This is a genomic window from Methylobacterium indicum (assembly GCF_017347565.1).
Taxonomy (GTDB): Bacteria; Pseudomonadota; Alphaproteobacteria; order Rhizobiales; family Beijerinckiaceae; genus Methylobacterium; species Methylobacterium indicum.
In genome coordinates this window covers 3223742-3244094 of sequence record NZ_AP024145.1, presented here as the reverse complement: position 1 = coordinate 3244094, position 20353 = coordinate 3223742, and the positions used below count along the sequence as shown (strand labels likewise).

The 20353-nt window shown below is 71.5% G+C and carries 19 protein-coding genes; 2 read left to right on the top strand and 17 right to left on the bottom strand.

The window, feature by feature from the left end; all coding sequences use genetic code 11:
• Positions 1-83: 83 nt before the first annotated feature.
• Together miv_RS15150 and miv_RS15145 are read left to right on the top strand one after the other, a co-directional pair.
• Positions 84-1181: an OpgC family protein gene (locus miv_RS15150; RefSeq protein WP_048428425.1), complete on the top strand. Its 1098-nt coding sequence runs from the start codon at positions 84-86 to the stop codon at positions 1179-1181.
• Complete coding sequence (locus miv_RS15145; protein WP_082171908.1) at positions 1142-2047, top strand: SGNH/GDSL hydrolase family protein; 906 nt, start codon at positions 1142-1144, stop codon at positions 2045-2047. The genes miv_RS15150 and miv_RS15145 overlap by 40 nt, the downstream gene beginning before the upstream one ends.
• Positions 2048-2063: 16 nt before the next feature.
• Here the strand turns inward: miv_RS15145 and miv_RS15140 are convergent, their stop codons facing one another.
• The 17 genes from miv_RS15140 to miv_RS15060 all read right to left on the bottom strand — a co-directional run bounded on the left by miv_RS15140 (position 2064) and on the right by miv_RS15060 (position 20179).
• Positions 2064-2318, bottom strand: a complete 255-nt coding sequence (locus tag miv_RS15140) for a hypothetical protein (protein ID WP_207183321.1) — start codon at positions 2316-2318, stop codon at positions 2064-2066.
• Positions 2319-2557: 239 nt separating this feature from the next.
• Positions 2558-2965, bottom strand: a complete 408-nt coding sequence (locus miv_RS15135; protein ID WP_048428427.1) for a DUF1236 domain-containing protein — start codon at positions 2963-2965, stop codon at positions 2558-2560.
• A gap of 172 nt (positions 2966-3137) precedes the next feature.
• Positions 3138-3875 (bottom strand): sigma-70 family RNA polymerase sigma factor, encoded by a 738-nt coding sequence (locus tag miv_RS15130; RefSeq protein WP_048428428.1) that lies wholly within the window; start codon positions 3873-3875, stop codon positions 3138-3140.
• A gap of 123 nt (positions 3876-3998) precedes the next feature.
• The gene (locus miv_RS15125) at positions 3999-4790 is read right to left on the bottom strand and encodes a class II glutamine amidotransferase (protein ID WP_058617140.1); all 792 of its coding nucleotides are present in this window, start codon (positions 4788-4790) and stop codon (positions 3999-4001) included.
• A gap of 44 nt (positions 4791-4834) precedes the next feature.
• Positions 4835-5134 (bottom strand): oxidase, encoded by a 300-nt coding sequence (locus miv_RS15120; protein ID WP_244276482.1) that lies wholly within the window; start codon positions 5132-5134, stop codon positions 4835-4837.
• Positions 5135-5145: 11 nt separating this feature from the next.
• Positions 5146-5808 (bottom strand): cytochrome c oxidase subunit 3, encoded by a 663-nt coding sequence (locus miv_RS15115; protein WP_048428430.1) that lies wholly within the window; start codon positions 5806-5808, stop codon positions 5146-5148.
• Positions 5805-7481, bottom strand: coding sequence for a cytochrome c oxidase subunit I (locus tag miv_RS15110; RefSeq protein WP_048428431.1), 1677 nt, complete (start codon positions 7479-7481; stop codon positions 5805-5807). Before miv_RS15110 ends, miv_RS15115 begins: the two co-directional genes overlap by 4 nt.
• A complete protein-coding gene (gene coxB / locus miv_RS15105) occupies positions 7478-8446 on the bottom strand; it encodes a cytochrome c oxidase subunit II (RefSeq protein ID WP_207183320.1) in 969 nt (322 codons plus the stop codon). Before coxB ends, miv_RS15110 begins: the two co-directional genes overlap by 4 nt.
• The gene (locus miv_RS15100) at positions 8443-8943 is read right to left on the bottom strand and encodes a hypothetical protein (protein WP_207183319.1); all 501 of its coding nucleotides are present in this window, start codon (positions 8941-8943) and stop codon (positions 8443-8445) included. The genes coxB and miv_RS15100 overlap by 4 nt, the downstream gene beginning before the upstream one ends.
• The gene (locus tag miv_RS15095; protein WP_207183318.1) at positions 8940-9998 is read right to left on the bottom strand and encodes a hypothetical protein; all 1059 of its coding nucleotides are present in this window, start codon (positions 9996-9998) and stop codon (positions 8940-8942) included. Before miv_RS15095 ends, miv_RS15100 begins: the two co-directional genes overlap by 4 nt.
• Positions 9995-10552 (bottom strand): c-type cytochrome, encoded by a 558-nt coding sequence (locus miv_RS15090; protein ID WP_058617144.1) that lies wholly within the window; start codon positions 10550-10552, stop codon positions 9995-9997. The genes miv_RS15095 and miv_RS15090 overlap by 4 nt, the downstream gene beginning before the upstream one ends.
• Positions 10552-12546, bottom strand: coding sequence for a quinol:electron acceptor oxidoreductase subunit ActD (locus miv_RS15085; protein ID WP_207183317.1), 1995 nt, complete (start codon positions 12544-12546; stop codon positions 10552-10554). Before miv_RS15085 ends, miv_RS15090 begins: the two co-directional genes overlap by 1 nt.
• Positions 12543-15530, bottom strand: a complete 2988-nt coding sequence (locus tag miv_RS15080) for a TAT-variant-translocated molybdopterin oxidoreductase (RefSeq protein WP_207183316.1) — start codon at positions 15528-15530, stop codon at positions 12543-12545. The genes miv_RS15085 and miv_RS15080 overlap by 4 nt, the downstream gene beginning before the upstream one ends.
• Positions 15527-16186 carry a cytochrome c3 family protein gene (locus miv_RS15075; RefSeq protein WP_048428438.1) on the bottom strand — a complete coding sequence of 220 codons (660 nt, stop codon included), beginning with the start codon at positions 16184-16186 and terminating at the stop codon, positions 15527-15529. The genes miv_RS15080 and miv_RS15075 overlap by 4 nt, the downstream gene beginning before the upstream one ends.
• Positions 16187-16419: 233 nt before the next feature.
• The gene (locus tag miv_RS15070) at positions 16420-16920 is read right to left on the bottom strand and encodes a GNAT family N-acetyltransferase (RefSeq protein ID WP_207183315.1); all 501 of its coding nucleotides are present in this window, start codon (positions 16918-16920) and stop codon (positions 16420-16422) included.
• On the bottom strand, positions 16917-17540 hold the full coding sequence (locus miv_RS15065) for a PRC-barrel domain-containing protein (protein ID WP_207183314.1): 624 nt from the start codon (positions 17538-17540) through the stop codon (positions 16917-16919). Before miv_RS15065 ends, miv_RS15070 begins: the two co-directional genes overlap by 4 nt.
• 320 nt (positions 17541-17860) lie before the next feature.
• Entirely contained in the window at positions 17861-20179 is a 2319-nt protein-coding gene (locus miv_RS15060) for a lytic transglycosylase domain-containing protein (RefSeq protein ID WP_048428440.1), read from the bottom strand.
• Positions 20180-20353: the final 174 nt, after the last annotated feature.

Here is a 20353-nt window from a genome sequence, read left to right as displayed (position 1 = left end):
GCACCCGACTTGCGTCGCGCCGACAGGCCGCGCGGCGCTCCGCGATTCGCCGAGCGAGACCCGCAACAGGGACCACGGGCATCATGCGTGAACCGAATGCGGTCGATTTCTGGCGCGGCATCGCCCTGATCACGATCTTCATCAACCACATCCCGGGCAATTTCTTCCAGAACTATACCTACTCCCAGTACGGCATCTCGGACGCCGCCGAGCTGTTCGTCTTCCTGGCCGGCTGGTCGATCGGCATCGCCACCCGCGGGCGCGACGGCACGCCCGAGCCGGCGCTCCGCACGGTGCTGCGGCTCCTCTCGCGCATGGTCGAGGTCTACCGCGCGCAGCTCGTCATCACGGCGCTGGCGCTGGCGATGCTGGCGGGCGCCGCCCTCTACCTTGACAACCCGCTGCTGGTGGAATGGCACAATGCCGGGCCGATCTTCAGCGACCCGATCCAGGCCACCGTCGGCTGGGTGACGCTGCTGCACCAGCTCGGCTTCTTCAACATCCTGCCGCTCTACGTGGTGCTGCTCGGCCTCGCCCCGGCCTTCGTGCTGCTCGCGCGGGTGCATCTCGGGTTGTCGATCGGGATCTCGGTGCTGCTCTACGCCGTCAGCCTGGTCTTCGAGATCAATATCCCGAGCTGGCCGATGGAGGGCCACTGGTTCTTCAACCCGTTCTGCTGGCAGCTGCTGCTGGTGCTGGGCTTCGCCGCGCATGAGTGGCGGCGCGGCTCCGGGCGCTTCGTGGTCTGGCGGCGCCGGCTGATGCCGCTCGGCATCGTCATCGTCATCGTCGGCGCGATCCTGTCCTGGTTCAACCTGCGGCCCGATCCGCTGGCGGTGCCGGAGCCGCGCCTGCTCTTCATCTTCGACAAGTCCTACCTGTCGCCGGCGCGCCTGGTGCACTTCCTCGGCGTGCTGCTCGCCTTCCAGGCCGTGTTCGGGCTGGTCCAGCCGCGGGCGCGCTGGCTCACGGAGCAGCTCGCCGGCCTCGGGCGCAACTCGCTCGCGGTCTTCTCGGTCGGTTCGGTCGCGAGCCTCGGTGCACAACTGATTCGGTTCTGGACCGGGGGAGGTTTCGCAACCGACGTCTTTGTCGTAGGATGCGGCTTAGCCTCACTCTCCTTCACGGCATGGTTCGTCGAATGGCGCTCTCGCTCTCCCCGTCCCTCCTCGGCGGCGTGAGCTTCGCCTTGGTCGCAAGCCTCGGCTTCGCCGTGCAGGCGCAGTCGACGACGCCGCCGGCGGCCCAGGTGCAACCGGCACAGGCGCCGTCCCAGCCCGCCCTGGCCGAGATCCCGGCGCTCCAGGCCACCGCGCCGAGCGCGGACGCGCCCGATCCGAGCCTGTCGCCGGAATGCCGGGTGCCGGGCTCGAAGCTCTACACCCTGGCCAAGCTCAAGGCGGTCAAGAAGGCCCTGCGCGAGCACCGTGCCGTCCAGGTCCTGACCATCGGCTCCAACTCGGGAGGGCTCGGCACCGCCGCGACCTATCCGGTGCGGCTTGAGGACGCCCTGACCCGCTCGCTTCCCGACATCGAGGTGACGGTGGAGAGCCGGGGCGTCTCCGGCGAGATCGCCTTCGGGGCGGCGGAGCGACTGCGCAATCAGGTGGCGGAGATCGAGCCCGACCTCGTGGTCTGGCAGGTCGGCGGCAACGACGCGCTCGCCCGCGTCGACATCGAGGAATTCTCGCAGTCGCTCGCCGAGACGGTGGCCTGGATCAAGTCGCACGGCATCGACGTGGTGCTGGTCGATCCCCAATACACCGCGAGCCTCGCCAAGGACGACTATTACCGCCAGTTCGTGCTCGCGATCCAGAAGGTCGCCGAGCGCGAGCAGGTGCCCCTGGTGCAGCGCTACGAGGCGATGCGCTACCTCGCCACCCGGGCGATCAGCGCCCTGAAGGGCGCTCCGGCCCAATCCGGCGCCGGCTTCCGCCTCGCCGATCTCGGCTATCGCTGCATGGCCGAGCACGTCACCCGGGCGATCACCGTCTCGCTGCTGCAGCCCGACATCGCCGGCCCGGCGATTCCACCTCCGGCGCATTGACGGGGCCGTCCGGGCGTCACGGTCTCCGCGGCAGCTCGCGCAGGATGTTGTTGACCACGTCCTCGACCGCCTCGCGGCCGGTGTCGTGCGCCTTCAACCGGCTCTCGAGCCGGCGCAGCTGTGGGGTGAACTCCGCGGGCAGGACGGGGTCGCCGAGATAGTCCGGCTTCCCGGCCTCGGCGTTGTAGGTCGAGCGGAGCTGCTTCCCGAGGTGTTCGCGCACCGGCTCCGGCAGCGCGGCATCGTGATTCTCGTAGGGATCGGAGGGCATGGGGAATCCGTATCGCTCTGGATCTCGCTCAAGCGGATCTTGTCGATCCGCGCAGTCCTCATGCAGAACGACGCGCGAGGGTGTTTCGTTGCAGGCTGTGCCGCAACAACACTAGGGACTTTTCTGACCGACAACGCAGAAAGCCCCGGCGCAATGGCCAGGGCTTTGCTGTCGGAGTGTGCGCCACCGTAAGGCGGCGCACCCAAAGACGGGGTAGTCGAGCGACCTCGTCGATGAACTTAGTCGATGACCTGCACGATGCGGCGGGTGCCCGGGTCGACCAGCACGACGCGGTCGTTGACCACGGTGTAACGGCGGCCGCGGATGCCGTACTCGGACGGGACCTCGTAGTAGCTCACGCCCGACGAGGGCAGCACGCCGCCGACGGCCACGTCGCCGTCCCAGTCGTAGGAGCGGTGCTGGCGCACGGCATAGGAGCGGAAGCGCGGACGCTCGTCGACGCCGAGAAGGCCGCCGACCGCACCGGTCGCGGCGCCGACGGCACCGCCCACGATCGCGCCGACCGGACCGGCCGCGGCAGCACCATCCTCGGCGCCGCGCTGCGCGCCGGGCAGCAGGCCCTGGGCCTGGGCGGCCATCGGCAGGGTGAGGGCGAGGGCGGCGGCGGCCAGAAGGGTCTTCTTCATCGGATGGGTCTCCGTTTCGTCCAGTCCACCCCGGTCGAGCGGGGCGGCTCTCGGGGGATGTAACGTCGCTGTTGGCGAAACGGTTCAATCGACGCGGTCAGATTTATCGTGCCCGGCACGACGAGAATCACGGGAACCCGGCAGGTGTACTCCGCCGGGGCAGGGGACCCGATCAGGCGTCCTTCGGCATCGCCGACTGGATCAGACGATCGGTGCCGAGATCTTCCTCGTCGTAGCCCAGGAGTTCCGCCAGGCGGCCGCGGGCGCGGCTGACACGGCTCTTCACCGTGCCCACCTTGCAGCCCATGATCGCCGCCGCCTCCTCGTAGGACACGCCCTCGGCCCCGACGAGGACCAGGGCCTCGCGCTGGTCCGGCGGCAGCTTGGCGAGCGCGCTCTGCAGATCCTCGACGTCGAGCCGGTCGCCCTGATGCGGCGCGGTGGCGAGCCGCGCGGCGTAGGAGCCGTCCTGGTCCTCGACCTCGCGCACCCGCTTGCGGTGGTCGGAGTAGAAGATGTTGCGCAGGATCGTGAACAGCCAGGCGTTCAGGTTGGTGCCGGGCTGGAAGCGGGCCCGGTGCTGCCAGCCCTTCAGGAGCGTGTCTTGCACCAGGTCGTCGGCCCGGGCCGGGTTGCTGGTGAGCGACAGGGCGAAGGCCCGCAGGGAGGGCACGGCCTGCAGGAGCCCGTTGCGGAATTCCGGCAACACGGCCTCGCCCTGGACCTTGAGCGCCGCTTCCAGGCGGGCGATCAGGTCGGCGAACCGGTTGTCCGGGTCGGTGTCGCCCAGGGCCTCGTAGGTCGCCCGGAGCTGGCCGCCGAGATGCGACCGGATGGTGGCCGAGAGGCCGGGACGGTCCTCCCCCGACGGAATCGGGGCTGACGGATTCGGGGCTATGTCTCGCGTCATGGCTCTCGCGTCTGCCTGCCTAAGGGAAGATGGGCCCGGGGGCCGCGACCGGAAAGGGCAACCTTAGCGAGAAACAGGCTTGGCGAGAAACGGGCCGCGACCGAGAGGGCGGGCCGGCGCCGCTCAGCCGCCGACCCCGGCCCCCGTCTCGTCCCCGTCCGGCACGCCGAGGCGGAACGCCAGCACCTCGCCGGGGGCGAGGTCGGTCCAGTTCTCGTCACGAGTCAGGGGACGGGTCGCCACCACGGTCACGATGTCGTCGGGCGTGGTTTCTTCGGCGAAATCGACCCGCCAATCCTCGTCGATCAGCGTGGCGGTACCGAACGGGGCCCGGCGGGTCAGGGTGCAGAGACGCTTGCCGCAATGGGCGTAGAGGGTGCGGCTGTCGGAGAGCAGCATGTTGAACACCCCGAGCCCGTGCAATTCGGCGCAGAGCTCCCGCACCGCCCCGTCGAGGCGGGTAGGCTTCGGCAGGCTGCCCCAGCGCTCCTCGAGCCGGCCCAGCATCCAGCAGAAGGCGTGCTCGCTGTCGGTGGTGCCGACCGGCCGGAAGCGGCCGAGCGTCAGGCGCTTCACCCCCTTGAGCTGGCCGTTATGCGCGAAGGTGAAGGTGCGGCCCCACAATTCGCGGCTGAAGGGATGGGTGTTCTCCAGCGTGACCCGGCCGCGATTGGCCCGGCGCACATGCGCGATCACGATCCGGCTCTTGATCGGGTATTGCCTGAGCAGCCGGGCGATCTCCGAGCGGGCGCTCGGCTCCGGGTCGTGGAAGCTGCGGCTCCCGCGGCCTTCGTAGAACGAGATGCCCCAGCCGTCCTGATGCGGCCCGGTCTCGCCGCCGCGGCGCGCCAAGCCCGCGAAGCTGAAACGGATATCGGTCGGGACGTTGGCGCTCATGCCGAGCAATTCGCACATGCGACGGTTATAGGGCCGTGGTGGTGAGCGGGGAGTGAACGGCGCTACCCCCGCGACAGGTAATCCACCAGCGTCATCGTGAACAGGATCCCGACCCAGAAGAACCCAATGCCGGCAAACAGCTTCACCAGCGGCGGCTCGTGGCGGACCTCCATCGAGAACCACAGGATCGTCGCCACCATCACGGCGGCGACCAGCAGCTCGACGATCCAGACATGCGGGACGGGGAGGGTAGCGCCCAAGCCGACGTTGATACCGAGCATGACGAGGAGCGCGCCGGCCGTCAGGACCGGCTCGCGCATGTGCCGCCAGAGGGTGCGGCGCTCGTCGCTTGTGCCGAACACGGGGCTCTCTCCTACCGGTTGAGCACGTACAGGGTCGGGAAGGCGAGGATCCAGATCAGGTCGATGAAGTGCCAGTAGAGGCCGAAGATCTCGATCCGGTTCTGGTGCTGCCCCAAAAAGCCCGGGCGGCTCGCCTGCCAGGTCATCACCAGCAGGATGGTGATGCCGGTCATCAGGTGGAGGCCGTGCAGCGAGGTCGCGACGTAGTACAGGTTCACGAACAGCCGCGAGGGCGGAGAATCCTTCAGCTCGTAGGGCCGGTCGGACAGGAACGGCATCATGTGTTCCTGGTAGTCGGCGTAGTACTCGTAGCCCTTGAGGAGCAGGAACAGCGTGCCGAGCGCCGCGGTCGCGAGCATGAACCGCACCATGCCGCGCTGCCAGCCCAGCCGCGAGAGCTGGATCGCCCCCGACATGGTCAGGCTCGAACCGATCAGCACCACGGTGTTGATGGCGCCGATCCAGAACTTGAGATGGCGCGCCGCCTCCTGCACCGCCTCGGGGTGGAGCAGGCGCAGGATCAGCGCGGTCAGGAACAGGCCGGCGAAGAGCAGGAGCTCGGTCAGCAGCCAGGCCCACATCCCGAGCACGGCGGCGCGTTTCTGCTGCTCGACGGTCGCGAAGTGCGAGACGAGCTTGACGCCTACGGCTGAGTCGGAGGCTCCGGCGCTCACGAGTGCTGCCTCCCGGTCTCCTGGGCCTGGAGCGGGTAGTCGTAGGGCACTTTCGGCGCCACCGGCTCGGTCAGGAAGTTGTGGGCCGGCGGCGGTGACGGCACCGTCCATTCGAGGCCCTTGGCGTCCCAGGGGTTGGCGGGCGCCCGCTTCCCGAACCAGATCGAGTAGACGAGATAGACCATCGGGAAGAGGTAACCGACCGCCAGGATGGTCGAGCCCGCCGAGGACAGGATATTGAGGAACTGGAATTCCGGCGGGTAGACGTGGTAGCGCCGCGGCATCCCGAGATAGCCGAGGATGAATTGCGGGAAGAAGGTGACGTTGAAGCCGATGAAGATCAGGAAGGCGGAGATCCGGCCCCAGGCCTCGATGTACATCCGTCCGGTGATCTTCGGCCACCAGAAGTGCAGGCCGCCGAGAAAGGCCAGGACCGTGCCGCCGACCATGATGTAGTGGAAGTGGGCGACGACGAAATAGGTGGCGTGGACGTGCTGGTTGATGGCGAGCGTCGCCAGGTAGAGGCCGGTGAGCCCGCCGAGCACGAACAGCCCGATATAGCCCATGGCGTAGAGCATCGGCGTGTCGAGCTTGAGCGAGCCCTTATGGATCGTCGCGGTCCAGTTGTAGACCTTGACCGCGGACGGCACCGCCACCGCGAAGCTGAGCACCGAGAACGCGACGCTGGCAAAGTCGCTCTGTCCGTTGACGAACATGTGGTGGCCCCAGACGAAGAAGGTCACCGAGGCGAGCCCGATCGCCGCATAGGCGACGAACTTGTAGCCAAAGAGCTTCTTCTGCGCGAAGGCCGGGACGATCTCCGAGATCACCCCCATGCCCGGCAGCACCATGATGTAGACCGCCGGGTGGGAGTAGAACCAGAATAGGTGCTGGAACAGCACCGGGTCGCCGCCATAGGCCGGATCGAACACCCCGATATGGAAGGCGCGCTCGGCGATGAGCAGGATCAGCGCCACGGTGATGACCGGAGTGGCGAGCAAAAAGATCAGGCTGGTGGCGTAGTGGGTCCAGACGAAGATCGGCAGCCGGAACCAGGTCATGCCCGGCGCCCGCATGGTGTGGATCGTCACCACGAAGTTGAGCCCGGTCAGGATCGACGAGAACCCAACGATCGTCACGCCGATGAGTGCGGGCACCACCCAGGTGTTCGAGAAGGCGGTGGAGAGCGGCGTGTAGAACGTCCAGCCGGTGTCGACGCCCCCCAGCACCACGCTCGCCAGCGTGAACAGGGCGCCGGTCATGAACACGTACCAGGAGGCGAGGTTCAGCTTCGGGAAGGCGAGGTCCCGCGCCCCGATCATCAGCGGGATCAGGAAGTTGCCGAAGGTGGCGGGGATCGAGGGGATCAGGAAGAACCACACCATCACGACCCCGTGGATCGTAAACAGCTTGTTGTAGGTGTCGTTGGTGAAGACCTGCCCATCGGGGACGACGAGGGCCAGGCGCACGAGCCCCGCGGTCACCGCGCCGATGACGAAGAAGGCGGTGATGCTGGCGAGATACAGAAGTGCGATGCGCTTGTGGTCGGTGGTGAAGAACCACGAGCGCAGGGTGTGCTCGGCATGCAGGTAGTCGGCCCCGTGGCCGAGGCGGGAATCCGGCGTGTGGGGCTCGCGCAGGGCCGGCCCGTCGGTGATGGTGCCGCTGGTCATGGCTTCGCTTCCTGCTGCGCCGTCGCCCCCGTGCTCTTCAGGTACGAGACGAGACGGTCGAGGTCGTCGGGCGGGATCACGTTGCGGAAGGCCGGCATCACCTGCTTGTAGTCGGCGGCAAGCTTCTGCCGGTTCGGGTTCAGGATCTTGTCGCGGAGATACGTCTCGTCGGCCGTGACGGTGCGCCCGTCGGCGAGCTTGACCTCGCGGCCGTAGAGTCCGGCGAGCGCGGGCGCCCGCACCTTGGCGCCGGGATCGTGGCAGGCGCCGCAGCCGTAGGATTCGTAGACGACCCGGCCGGCCCCGGCCTGGCCGCCCTGCTGGGCGCCGGCATTCTGCAGCCAGGCGGCGTAGTCGGCCTGGGTCATCAGGGTCAGGTTCCCGTCCATCTTCGAGTGGTCGGTGCCGCAATATTCCGAGCAGTAGAGCCGGTAGCTGCCGGTGCGGTCGGCCTTGAACCATAGTTCGGTGTAGCGGTCGGGCAAGGTCGCCATCTGCATCCGCAGAGCCGGCAGATAGAGGTTGTGGATCACGTCCTGGCTGATCATCCGGATCTTGATCGGCTGGCCGATCGGCAGGTGCAGGTCGTTGATCTCGGATTGCCCGGTCGGGTGCTGGAACTTCCACATCCATTGCCGGCCGATCGCCTCGATCACCATGGCGTCGCCCGGCACCTGCTTCGAGATGAAGAACAGCCGGGCGCCCCAGACGAAGAAGATCAGGGTGAGCAGGAACGGGATCAGCATCCAGCTGATCTCGATGAGCACGCTGCGGACGTTGCCGTGGCTGCGGTCGGCCTCCTCGCCCTGGCGGTAGCGGATCGCGAACCAGGTGATGGCGACGAAGACCGGCACCGTGAGGAGCAGGGTCAGGACCGTGAAGGCGAGGATCAGCCAATCGGTCTCGACCGCGGTGGCGGAGGCCGCGGCCGGCCAGAGCTGGAGCGCGAGGTCGGTCGGGTTCATCGGGCGGGGACTCCGCCGGCCGCGGGCGGGACGGGATCGAGAGACTGTCCGGCGACGAGCCGCATCGCGCGGTCGATCGGGATGCGGGCGCGCCCGTCGGGCAGGGGGGCGTAGCCGGTGAGCCGCGCGCTCTCCCGTGCCTCGTAGCGGGCGAGGTCCTCGTAGGGCGCGCCCTGGAGGTTCGGTGGTGGCGGCTGCACGCGGGCGGTCTGCTGCGGCGTCAGCGGCAGGGTCCCGGCGACGTTCCAGGCGCCGAACAGGTGCATCATCAACCCCACCGCACCGATCGCGGCGGCGACGGAGGCGGCGAGGCCCGCCACCACGAAGGCGGTGCGGCGGACATCGACATCCTCCTCCTCGAACCCTTCCGGGTTGTGGGGCCCGGGATCGGGCTCGGGCTGGCGCGACGCGGGCCTGAAGCCGGAGAGGCGCAGGAGCCCCGCCGCCGCGATGGCGGGGAGGAGCGAGAGCGGGCCGGGCCGGGTCTGGTCGCTCACGAGACGCGCCCCCGCAGGCGGCGATCGACCGGGCCGTAGAGACCGCCGGCGACGCCCACCACGCCGACGAGGGCGAGCGCGTCGGCCCAGGTGAACCGGAAGGCGCCGCGGAAGCCCGGCGTCACGAGCCAGAAGATCTCGGCCCCGTGGAGCAGCAGGATCAAGAGCGCGATCCCGGCGAGCAGCGCCGGCCGGCCCGCATTGCGGCGCGGCACGAGGACCAGGGTGGCGAGCACCATCACGCCGACACCGGCCCAGACCCCGAGGCGGCCGAGCGCCCCGTCGCGGGCGAGGTACCAGCGCGCCTCGTCGGGGAGGTTGGCCGACCACACGATCAGGTACTGCGCCGCGTGGACGAAGCCCCAGATCGCCAGCAGGACCAGGATCGGGTCGGCGAAGGCCGCCGCCGTACGCTGATCGCGGCCGGGCCGGCCCGACGAATCGCGGGCCGCGATCAGGGCGGCGGCCGACAGGGCGAGGCCGGCCTGAATCGTCATCACGAGGAGGCCGAAGGCCGTGGAGGCGAGGCCGGGATCGGCCGACTGCACCCAATCCTCCGCCGCCAGCGTGCCGGTGACGGCGTAGAGACAAAGGCCGAGCACCGCCCTCGACCGGCGCCTCGCCGCCGCCGGGCTGCCGGGCTCGGCGGCCGGGCGCCGGAAGGTGTCGGCGAGCCACAGCCAGATCGCCAGATAGGCGAGGCTGCGCAGGATGAAGAAGACGGGGGTGAACCACACCCCGGCAAGCGGCGTGCGGGGCGCGACGCCCCGGTCCCACGGATAGAGGCCGCCGAGGCTGAGCAGCACCGGCAGCAGCAGCAGGCCGGCGATCGGCAGGAGCCCGAGCAGGCGGCGCAGGGACGCGGCCATCGGCCCGGCGGAGAAGCCCGTCAGTTCGAGCCCCATCAGCAGCGGCAGGGCGCCGGCGGGCAGCGCCACCAGCACCAGCCAGGCGGCGAGGTAGGACGGCATCACCGGGCTGCCGGAGGCACCGGCGAGCGCGCAGGCGGCCAGCGCCGCGGCACCGAGAGCGAGGGAGATCGGGCGGCGGCTCATCGCGCGCCTCCGGGGGTGGGTTCGCCGCCCGCGGCCGCGACCTTCGCCTGGTCCTCCGCCGGGAGGCTCGCCAGGGTCGCGCCCTGGCTCAGCTGCAGCGCGCGGATATAGGCGACGATGGCCCAGCGGTCGGCCGGCGGCACCTGCGCGGCGTAGGGGAGCATGTTGCCTTTGCCGTTGCTGATCACGTCGTAGAAATGCTGCGCGGGCGCCGCCCGCAGGCGTGCCTCGTCGAAGGCCGGCGGGCGCGGGTAGCCGCGCTGCACGATCATGCCGTCGCCGAGCCCGGCCGCGCCGTGGCAGGGCGTGCAGAAGACGTCGTAGCGCTCCTGGCCCCGGGCGAGCAGGGCCGGGCTCGCGGCGGCCGGCTGCGGCACCGGGCGGTCGGGCGCCGCGCGGGCCACCGTGCCGGGCGGCGGCAGGCGCATGGTCTGGCCCTGGGGGAAGAACGGGTTGCGGTCCCAGGTCTTGGCTTTCGGCTGGCTCACCATGTTCGCCTGGTCGCAGGCCGCGAGCCCGAGGGGCAGGAGAAGAGCCAGGAGGCACGGGCGCATCACAGCGGCACCCTCCGCACCATCAGGGGGCGCCCGTTCGGCAGGCGGGCCAGGGCCTGCTCGATGCGGGCCGGATCGAAGCGCGGGCCGGCGGCCTCGAAGGCGAGGAAGAAGCGGTCCTCGCTCGCCCGGGCAAAGCCGGGAATCGCGAAGGCCGGGTGGTTCAGGCGCGGCAGGCGGTTCTGGAACAGCAGCGCCAGCACCGTGACGAGGCCGCCGCACAGCGTGCCGAAGGACACGCTCGGCACCATGAAGGACTGCCACGAGAAAAGCGGCCGGCCGCCGACGTCGAACACGTAATCGAAGCCGGTGGCGTAGAGGCACATCGCCATGAAGGCACACCCGCCCGCCAGCGCCGCCCCGAGGGCGACGAGGGGCAGGATGCCGGCCGGCTGCTGGAGGGCGCGCGTGACCCCGCCCATCGGCACGGGGCCGTAGGTCTCGATCCGCGCACCGAGGTCGCGGTCCTTCAGGGCCTCGACGGCCGCCGCGAGATCGCCGGAACGGTCGAACTCGGCGCTGATGCCCCAGAGCGGCGCGTCCTGCGTCTCGGCCGGGGTCGGCGCCCGCTCGCCGCTCGGGCGCCCGTCGGCGTGCCGGTCGGCGAAGCGCCGCGTCTCGGTGATCGAGACCATCGGCAGGGTGCGCAGTCCGAGGAGCAGCAGGGCGAGGAAGAGGCCGACGGTGCCCAGAAGCGTCGCGATCCCCCACAACCCCATCGTGTAGGGATGGGCGGAGGAAGGCAGGAAATCGTGGCTGAGCGTCACGATCAGCAGCATGAAATGGTCGCCGAAGCTGCCGATGGCGGCGGCGAGGCCGACCAGCGCCACGACGAGGCCGGAGCGCCGGAAGGCGGCGCGCCAGAACAGCTGCACCGGCAGAAGGGCGAAGACCACGATGAGCCAGAACGCCCAGGCATGCGAGCCGGACAGGCGGCGCACCAGCACCGACCGGTCGTAGGCGTCGCCGTGCAGCAGGCTCGAAAAGATCTCGGTGCCGTAGCAATAGGCCGAGACGAGGCCGAGCCCCAGCATCAGCCGCGCCATCAGGGCGATGTGGCGCTCGGTGATCAGCGTCTCGAGGTGGAGGGCGCGGCGTACCAGCACCGCGAGCGCCGCGGTGACGCCGACGCCGGAGAGGAGCGAGGCAGAGAGGAACGTCACCGGGAGCAGCGTGTCGTGCCAGCCCGGCAGCACCGTGCCGGCGAGCATCACCGAGGCTCCGGTCTGGAGCGCGACGACGAGGACGAGGGCGAGGGCCGAGAGGGTGCGGGTCGCGAGCACCCAGCGCTCCCAGTGGGTCGCCGCCCCGCGCCAGCCGAGCGCCAGGATGCCGTAGACCTGGGCGCGCAGCAGCGTCAGGCGCCGCCGGCGCCCTCGCCCCTCGTCGGCGGCCCGCGCCTCGTCCCGGACCGCCTCGAAGGCCCGGTCGCGCAGGGCCGCGAAGTCGGGCAGGAGCCCGACATACCACAGGCCGAGGCAGACCCCGAGGAAGCTGATGATGTCGATCGCGTCCCAGACGAGCGGCGAGCGGAATTGCGGCCAGAGCGCCAGGGTGTTGGGGTAGGGCAGGGTCCAGTAGAACACCCAGGGACGCCCGAGATGGATGATCGGGTAGAGGGCGGCCGCGGCCGCCGCCAGCACCGCGGTCGTCTCGGCGATCCGGTCGATGCCGGAGCGCCAGGCGGCGCCGGTGAGCCGCAGGGTGGCGGAGGTGAGCAGAGCCCCGCAGGCGATGCCGATCCACCAGTCGTAGGCGACGATGTCGAGCGCCCAGACGACCGGGTTGTTGTTGTGCCAGATCCCGACGCCGTTGAGGAGCAGCCAGGCCAGGGCCGCCGCGAAGACGCCGAGGAGCCCGCAGGCCCCCGCGAAGGCGATCCACCACGCCCGCGAGCGGGCCCGCGCCGGAGCGCCGGTGACGGCGCGGCCGATCGAGGACAGGTCCTCCTTCGCGCCCAGCAATCCGGCCCGGGGGGAGAGGGTGCCGCTCATCGCGTAGTCCCGGGTGTCGCGGCGGGTTCGCCGGCGGCGGCCTCGACCAGCCGGGCGAGGTAGGTCGTGCGGGGCTTGGTGTTGAGCTCGGCCAAGAGGCCGTAATTGCGCGGATCGGCCGCCGCCGCGGCGACGCGGCTGCCGGAATCGCGCAGGTCCCCGAAGGTGATGGCCCGGGTCGGGCAGGCGCCCTGGCAGGCGGTCACGACGGCGCCGTCGGGGATCGGCGCGTGGTCGCCCTTCGTCGCGTCGATGCGGGCGGCGGCGATGCGCTGGACGCAGTAGGTGCATTTCTCCATCACGCCGCGGGCCCGGACCGTCACCTCCGGATTGCGCTGCTGCTGCTGCACCGGCGCCATGTCGCCGGAATAGTCGAGGTAGTTGAAGCGCCGGACCTTGTAGGGGCAGTAGCTGGAGCAGGCCCGCGTGCCGACGCAGCGGTTGTAGACCATGAGGTTCAGGCCCTCGCGGTCGTGGACGGTCGCCTCCACCGGGCAGCCGACCTCGCAGGGCGCCTGCTCGCAATGCATGCAGGGCACCGGCATGAAATGGGTCTTGGGGGCGTCGAGCCCGCCCTCGTAGTAGCGGTCGACCCGCAGCCAGTGCAGCCAGCGGCCGAGAGCCACCTCCTCCTTGCCGACGACCGGGATGTTGTTCTCGGACTGGCAGGCGGTGACGCAGGCGTTGCAGCCGATGCAGGCGTCGAGGTCGATCGCCATGCCCCAGGCGCGTTCCTGGTCGTAGCGCCCGCCGGGCGAGGTCGGGGCCGGAGGGTAGAGCGAGGGCAGGGCCGCGCGGGAGGCGACCGGCGCGGTGCTGCCGACCGGCTGCACCCGCACGAAATCGTGCCCCTCCATCGTGCCGTGGTCCTGCGTCGTCACCGGCGGCGCCTTGCGGCCGGTCTTCGCCAGGGTCGCCTCGGCGAGGCACCAGGGCGTGGCCCCGGCGCGCAGACGATAGGCGTCGTAGCCGAGCCCGTCGGCGAGCTGCTCGGGGATGCGTCGGCCGTAGCCGAGGGAGACCGTGACGGAATCCTCGGCCTGGCCGGGCTGGATCCAGACCGGCCCCTCGATCCGCCGGCCTTCCGCCTCGAGCGTCACGACGTCGCCCTGTCGGAGTTCCTCGCGCTCGGCGAGGCCGGGGCTCACCGCGATCACGTTGCCCCACACCACCTTCGTGAGGGGTTTCGGCAATTCCTGCAGCCAGGCGAGGTTGGCAAGGCTCCCGTCCCAGACGGTCGCATCGGGCCGAAAGACGACCTCGACCCGCCGGGCCGGACCGGCCGGCGAGGGCGCGGGCCGGGCGGACGTCACGGTGGCGGGCAGAGGGGCGCCGACGGGCTCGGGAGCGAATGCGGTCCCCTCGAAGAAGCCGGCCTGGAGCACGGCGTCGCGCCGGGCCGTCCAGGCGGCGTCCGGCTCGCCCGGGGAGCGCCAATGGGCGTCGAACAGGGCGGCCCCGTCCTTGGCCTCCGCATCGGTCAGGATCGACAGGATCTCGGGCACCGACCGGCCGTCGTAGAGCGGGCGGATCGTCGGCTGGATCGGCGTCACGGTCCCATCGAGGGAGCGCGCGTCGCCCCAGGATTCGAGGGGGTGGGCGAGCGGCAGATTCCAGTCGCAGTGGAAGGCGGTCTCGTCCTGGTAGAGCCCGGCATGGACCTTCAGCGGCACCCGGGCGAGCGCTTCCAGGAAACCGAGATCGCCCGCCGCCTCGTAGACCGGGTTGACGTCGAGCATCACCAGGACCTGCACCTCGCCCCGGCGCATCGCCTCGGCGAGGGCATTGAGCGGCTCGGCGTCGAGGACCGGCACCGGGGCGGTATGGAAGACGGTGCGGCCGGTATTGCCGAGCGCCGCATTGAGACGGTGGACCTGGGCCAGCAGCTCCGGTCCGGCCTGGGCGCCGGCGAGAACCAGCCCCTCGCCGCGGGCCGCGTTCAACGCCGCGAAGGTTTTGGCGCGCCAGGCGGCGGCCGGACCGCCGCTATCCTGCGCCCTCCCGCCGCCGGCCTCCGCCAGGAGGTCGCGCACGAGGGCGGACAGCCCGTCCGCGCCGATCGCGAGCGGCGATTCGGCCTTGGCCGAGGTCAGGTTCGGGCTCGGCCCGGCATGGTGGAGGGCGAGCAAACGCCCCTCGGCGGCGGCCTTGCGGCGCGCCTCGACCCAGTCCCGCGCCTGCCCGACCTGGCCGGGTCCGGGATCGAGCACGTCGCCGTCGAGGGAGACGAGGACCTTCGCCCGGTCGAAGCGCCAGCGCGTTTCCAGCGGCCGGCCATGGGCGAGGCGGGCGCCCTCGTAGAGCGCGTCGCGGCCGACCGGCGCGGAGACGTGCCAGCGCATACCGGGGAAATCCCGCCGCATCGCGGCGATCTGGGCGGCGAGCGAGGGCGACGTGATCGGGCCGGTGACGAGGTGGAGGCCGCGCCCGCCCTCCGCGGCCTTCAGCGCCGCGACGCGCCCGGTCATCGCCGCGCGGAAGGCCTGCCACGAACTCGGCCGGCCGAGATGCTGCGGGGTCTGGAGCCGGAACGGATCGTAGAGCCCGAGGATCGATCCTTGCGCGAACACGTCGGTGCCGCCGCGGCTCCAGGGGTGCTCGGCATTGCCCTCGATCTTGAGCGGGCGGCCGTTGCGGGTGGTGACCGTGATGCCGTTGGCGAATCCGTCGACGAGGGCCGCCGAGGCGTAGGCGAGGGACGCGCCCGGGATGATCCGCTCGGGCTGGCGGACGTAGGGGATCTCCTGCGTGCGCCCGTCCGGCTGTCCGCAGGCGGCAAGCCCGCTCATCGCGAAGGAGGCGGCCATCAGCTTGAGGAAGCCGCGCCGGTCGGGCGAGGCGGCCAGCCGCGCGGCGGCCGGGTACTCGGTGTCGAGGAAGGCCCGGAACTCGGGCGAATCCGCCACCGCGTCGAGGCTGCGCCAGAACGCCGGGCCGTCGCCGGAGGCGAGTCGGGCGCGCAGCGCCCCGATGTCGTGCGTCATCGGTGGCAGATCCCGCATTCGGTCAGGCGCTCGCCGCCCCGGATGTGATACTGGCGTACCAGTTCCGGCCCGAGCGTCGCCTGGTTGGCCGGCGGGCTCCAGGTCATGTTGAGGATCTGGTCCTTCGGCCGCACGTATTTCTCGGGGTTGCGGTGGCAATCGAGGCAGAAGCTCATCTCGAAGGCGTTGGCCCGGTAGGTGAGCTGCATGTCGGTGACGGCGCCGTGGCAGGTCGAGCAGCCGATGCCGTTGGTCACGTGGACCGAGTGATTGTAGTAGACGTAGCCCGGCAGCTTGTTCAGGCGGGTCCAGACCAGGGGCTGGTCCTTGGCGTAGCTCGCCCGCACCGGTTCCAGCATGTCCGAGCCGGACCAGATCTGGCTGTGGCAGGTCATGCAGGTCTGGGTCGGCGGGATGCCGGCGGTGGCCTGCGTCTCGACCGTGGTGTGGCAGTAGCGGCAGTCGATCTTCAATTCGCCCGCATGGTGCTTGTGGCTGAACGGCACCGGCTGGGCCGGCGCCACCCCGACGCCGGTGACGTAGGAGGAGCGCACCAGACCCGCCCCGACCACGGGAAGGCCCGCCAGGCAGGCGGCCGCGGTAAGGAGCGCGAGGCGCAGGAGGGCATCGGCGCCCGGCGCGAAGAGCTGGCGCATGGCCTCACACCCCGCCCATGCGCGCACTCTCCCAACCCGGGAGACCGCGCGGCGAGGCCGTCCGTTTCGAGGCGGGAATCACGCGCCGCACGCCACCCTCGTCATACCGCCGCCCTGTTCGGAACGATGCCAGGCTAGGTGGCGCGCACGCCGGTTGCGGCCAGGGCGCCGCGACGATGATTTTCGCGCTGCGACAGCATGGCGTCGGCGGCGGCGACGCCCGCCGCCGTGCCTCAGGCCGCGAGCGCCCGGGCCATCAGGGCCGCGCCCGCGCCATAGCCGGCAGGCGCCGGCGCCGCGAGCGGCCGGAAGCCGTGGCGTCGCCAGAAGCCGGCGGCGTCGCCGACCGCGACCAGCACCACCTCGGGCAGGCCGTGCCGTGCAGCCTGCGCCAGCATCAGCCCGACGACCGCTGCGGCCGCGCCCTGCCCGCGCACCTCCGGCAGCAGCGCCACGTCGTGGATGCACCAGGCGTCCGCCCTCTCCGGCAGCGCCCCCAGCAGGGTGTCGAGGTCGGGCACCGAGCCGGAGCGCCAGGGATGCCCGACGGCATATCCGGCGAGCGCCTCCCCCGGCCCGACGAGGGTGAGGCAGCCCCCGGGGCAGAGGCGCAGGCGCTCGGCCATCACGCCGTCCTCCTCCGGGTAGCCCGGATGGACGCGGGCCGCGACCGCCGCGGCCGCCGACAGGTCCGCCGGCCGCATCGGGCGCCAGCGCAGGACACCTGCGCTCAACGGGCGGCCTCGTACTTGAACTCCGGCGCGGCCTGGAGCTGGGCCTTGGTCAGCCGGATCTCGGCCTCCGCCACCGTGGCGTCGGGCCCGGTCGCCAGTACCGTCGCCCGGCCGCGGGGCTCGGGCGCCGCGACCGAGCCGGTGGCCTCATCGACGGTGCCGCTGCGCTTGGCCGGCACGGCGGCGAGCGCCTCGTCCGTGACCGCGGCGCCCGGCATGGTCCGGGGGCCGGCGCTCTGCGCGGCGGTCTCGCTCGGCGCCCGCTCCGGCGTCGTATGGGAGGGAGCAGCCTCGGCGGCGGCCCGCCCGGTGTTCCAGGCCAGCCGGTCGAACGGCACGGCCACGGATTTCTGGCCGATGCCGAGGAAACCGCCGACCCCGATCACCACCGCGCGCACCCGCCCGTCCTCGCCAAGCAGCACGTCCTCGATCTCGCCGACCCGGACATGGTCCTGGCCGATCACCTTCACGCCGACGAGCTTCGAGGCCCGCATGCTGCCGGGCTCGGGACGGGTCAGGAAGCCGGCGGCATCGGGGGCCGTCTGCTGGGCGTGAGCGGGGGCGATCAGCACCGCGACGAGGGGAAGGGCGAGCAGGGAGGCAGGGGTACGAAAAGGCATGGTTGGGTGTCTCCGAGGCCGGTCGCGGGGGGCTCGAAGGCTCAACGGGGCCGGAGCGTGACGGTTCATCGCGGGCGACCAGGCTGCCGCGGGCGGAGGAGGTGCCCTGGGACGAAGGACGGGCGCGTTCGGGCTCTCCCCCACGAACGGCACGGCTAATTCGGGGGAGCGCCTTCACGCATCACGCGCGGATGCCCTCACGCGGCAACGGGCATTCGAACCGGGAGGCGCGGACGCGACGTCCCGAGGGCGGGGAGTGGAGACCGGCACCGCCGATCACCCCGCATTCTGCGCGCTGGACCGTTTGCCCCGGCCGCCCCTCACCGCGCCCCGCGCTTCAGATCGTCGGCGATCAGGAGCGCGCTGCGCCCGTCCCCGGCCTCCGCCAGGCGGTTGCGGTAGACCTGCAGGTTCTCGGTCACCCGCTGGACGTAGTTGCGGGTCTCGGTGAAGGGGATGCGCTCGACCCAGTCGACCGGATCGACGCCCGGGTTGCGGGGATCGCCGTAGGCGTCGATCCACTTCTTCACGTTGCCGCCGCCGGCATTGTAGGCCGCGAAGGCGAGGATGTAGGAGCCGCGCCAATCCTCCATCAGCTCGCCGAGATGGGCCTGGCCGAGGCGGGCATTGTAGGCGGGATCGCTGGTCAGGCGGTCGGTGTCGAAGGCGGCGCTGACCCGGCGGGCGGTGCGCTGCGCGGTGGCCGGCATCATCTGCATCAGGCCCCGCGCCCCGACGCTCGATTGCGCCCGCGGGTCGAACTGGCTCTCCTGCCGGGCGATGGCGAAGACCATCGCGCGCTCGACCTGCGGCACGGCGGATGACGCCTCGTAGGTCGGGATGCCGTTGGTCGGGTAGGCGTGCCGGTCGAGGGGCAGGCCGCGCTGCACGGCGGTCTTGCCGATCGCCACCAGGGCGCGGGGATCGTTGAGGGCCATCGCGACGTCGCCGAGGGCGTTCAGCTCCGCCGGGTCGGACAGGCGCTGGGCGAAATCCATGTAGAGCGGGAGCATCAGCTCCTTGAGACCGGCGGCGGCGAGCAGGCGAAGCGCCCGCACGGCGTTGCGGTTCTCGAAGGCGGTGCGGGCGGTCTCGTCCAGGATCTGGCACGGCCGCAGGGCGAGGGAAGCCTGGCCGAGCTTGGCCCGGGCGAGCTGGCCGTAATAGGCGATCGGCTGGGCGCTCGCGCGCTCGTAGAAGGTCCGGGCCTCGGCGGCCTGGCCCATCGCGTCCGCGGCACGGCCCTGCCAGTAGGCGGCGCGGGCGACCGAGATCGGCGTCTCGGCGATCGCCGCGGCGTTGGCGAAGTGCTTGGCGCCGAGGGCCGCGTCGTCGAGGAAGCGGAGCGCGATCCAGCCGGCGTGGAACTCGGCCTCGATGCGCTTCTCGACCGAGCGGGCGCTGTGGCCGGCGGCGACCGCGTAGGCGGTCTTGGCGTCGCCGGCATCGAGAAGCTTGCGGGCGACGATGCGGCGCTCGACCCACCACTCGTCGGGATCGGCCAGGACCTCGGGATTGCGGGGCGCTTGAGCCATCACGGCGGCGGCCTCCGCCGGCTTGTCGAGGCGGCGCAGGTACTGGGCGCGGGAAAAGAGGTAGGAGGAATCCTGGCGCAGGCTCGGCGGCACGGCGTCGAGGGCCGCACCCGCATTCGCCGCCTTGGCCTCGACGGCGCGGCGCGCGCGCACCAGGGTGCCGTAGGCCTTGCCGGCGTAGGCGGCGGCGCGGCCGGCGCTGTCCCAGTCCTCCTTCATCAGCGCCCGCTCCATGCGGTAGCGGTGATCGACCTCGCCGAGCACGCCCGGGAAGGCGTCGAGGACCTTCAGCTCGAGGGTGCGGCCGAAGGAATCCTCCCGCCAGAGGTCGCGGGCGAGGGTGGCGGCGTCCTCGGAGAGCCCGTCGGCCTTGAAGGCGAGGGCCAGGGCGAACTTGCCCGGCGCGCTCTGCGGCTTGCGGGCGGCGAAATAGGCCCGCACCAGGGCCGGCGACTTGCGCTGGGAGAGCAGGGCCTCCTCGGCGCGGCGGCGCACCAGGCCGCCCACCGGCCAGTCCGGGTTGTCGCGGATGAACGAGACGGTGCGCTCGAAGCCGATGCCGGCGCCGGCCCGGATCGCCACCCAGTCGAGGAGGGCGCGGGCGGCCGGGTCCTTGAACCCGTCGCGCAGGCGGTCGCCCTCGCTCACCTGACCGCGCCGGTAGGCCTCGACGGCGCTGCGCAGGGCCGGACCGTCGATCTCGGTGCCGAGCGCCGGGCGGCCCGGATCGGGTACCGGCGGCACCGGGGCCGGCGGGGCGATCGCCGCATCCGGGACCGGGAACGGGATCGGCGCCTCGGTGTCGGCGGAGGCGAAGGCCGCGGCGGCCGCCGGCAGCCGGGATCCGGCCTCGCCCGCGGAGCTCCGGCGCAGGCCGTCCGCCGGGGTGAACCCGTCCGCCTGGGGCAGGCCCTCGCCCTGGGTGAAGCCCTCCTCGATGGCCCGCTCGACCGCGCGGGCGGGCGTCACCGCCTCCGCGGGCGGGGGCGCCACCGCGGAACCGCCGAGGGCCGGGCCGCCCACCGCCGCCAGGGAGGTCAGCGCGGCGCCGGACACCGTGAGGGCGAGGACCGCGAGGCGGCGCCGACGAGGCGAGAGCAGCATGGATCCCGTTCCCCTGGAAGCTCGAATGACCGGACGCCTCATGGTGAAAGCGCCACGTTAAGAAGCGATTAACCCTGGCATCCGGTGGAGCCGGAACGCCGGGGGGCCGCGGAGCGTTTGCGCGCGGCCCGGCGAGGGCCTATGTGTCGAACGCCGGACGGCCGAGGTTTCGAC

What these genes read in the sequence shown, in the direction of transcription:
- miv_RS15150 (WP_048428425.1), top strand. Translation starts at nt 84, where the DNA reads ATGCGTGAACCGAATGCGGTCGATTTCTGGCGCGGCATCGCCCTGATC.
- miv_RS15145 (WP_082171908.1), top strand. Translation starts at nt 1,142, where the DNA reads ATGGCGCTCTCGCTCTCCCCGTCCCTCCTCGGCGGCGTGAGCTTCGCC.
- miv_RS15140 (WP_207183321.1), bottom strand. Translation starts at nt 2,318, where the DNA reads ATGCCCTCCGATCCCTACGAGAATCACGATGCCGCGCTGCCGGAGCCG.
- miv_RS15135 (WP_048428427.1), bottom strand. Translation starts at nt 2,965, where the DNA reads ATGAAGAAGACCCTTCTGGCCGCCGCCGCCCTCGCCCTCACCCTGCCG.
- miv_RS15130 (WP_048428428.1), bottom strand. Translation starts at nt 3,875, where the DNA reads ATGACGCGAGACATAGCCCCGAATCCGTCAGCCCCGATTCCGTCGGGG.
- miv_RS15125 (WP_058617140.1), bottom strand. Translation starts at nt 4,790, where the DNA reads ATGTGCGAATTGCTCGGCATGAGCGCCAACGTCCCGACCGATATCCGT.
- miv_RS15110 (WP_048428431.1), bottom strand. Translation starts at nt 7,481, where the DNA reads ATGACCAGCGGCACCATCACCGACGGGCCGGCCCTGCGCGAGCCCCAC.
- coxB (WP_207183320.1), bottom strand. Translation starts at nt 8,446, where the DNA reads ATGAACCCGACCGACCTCGCGCTCCAGCTCTGGCCGGCCGCGGCCTCC.
- miv_RS15095 (WP_207183318.1), bottom strand. Translation starts at nt 9,998, where the DNA reads ATGAGCCGCCGCCCGATCTCCCTCGCTCTCGGTGCCGCGGCGCTGGCC.
- miv_RS15090 (WP_058617144.1), bottom strand. Translation starts at nt 10,552, where the DNA reads ATGCGCCCGTGCCTCCTGGCTCTTCTCCTGCCCCTCGGGCTCGCGGCC.
- miv_RS15085 (WP_207183317.1), bottom strand. Translation starts at nt 12,546, where the DNA reads ATGAGCGGCACCCTCTCCCCCCGGGCCGGATTGCTGGGCGCGAAGGAG.
- miv_RS15080 (WP_207183316.1), bottom strand. Translation starts at nt 15,530, where the DNA reads ATGACGCACGACATCGGGGCGCTGCGCGCCCGACTCGCCTCCGGCGAC.
- miv_RS15075 (WP_048428438.1), bottom strand. Translation starts at nt 16,186, where the DNA reads ATGCGCCAGCTCTTCGCGCCGGGCGCCGATGCCCTCCTGCGCCTCGCG.
- miv_RS15065 (WP_207183314.1), bottom strand. Translation starts at nt 17,540, where the DNA reads ATGCCTTTTCGTACCCCTGCCTCCCTGCTCGCCCTTCCCCTCGTCGCG.
- miv_RS15060 (WP_048428440.1), bottom strand. Translation starts at nt 20,179, where the DNA reads ATGCTGCTCTCGCCTCGTCGGCGCCGCCTCGCGGTCCTCGCCCTCACG.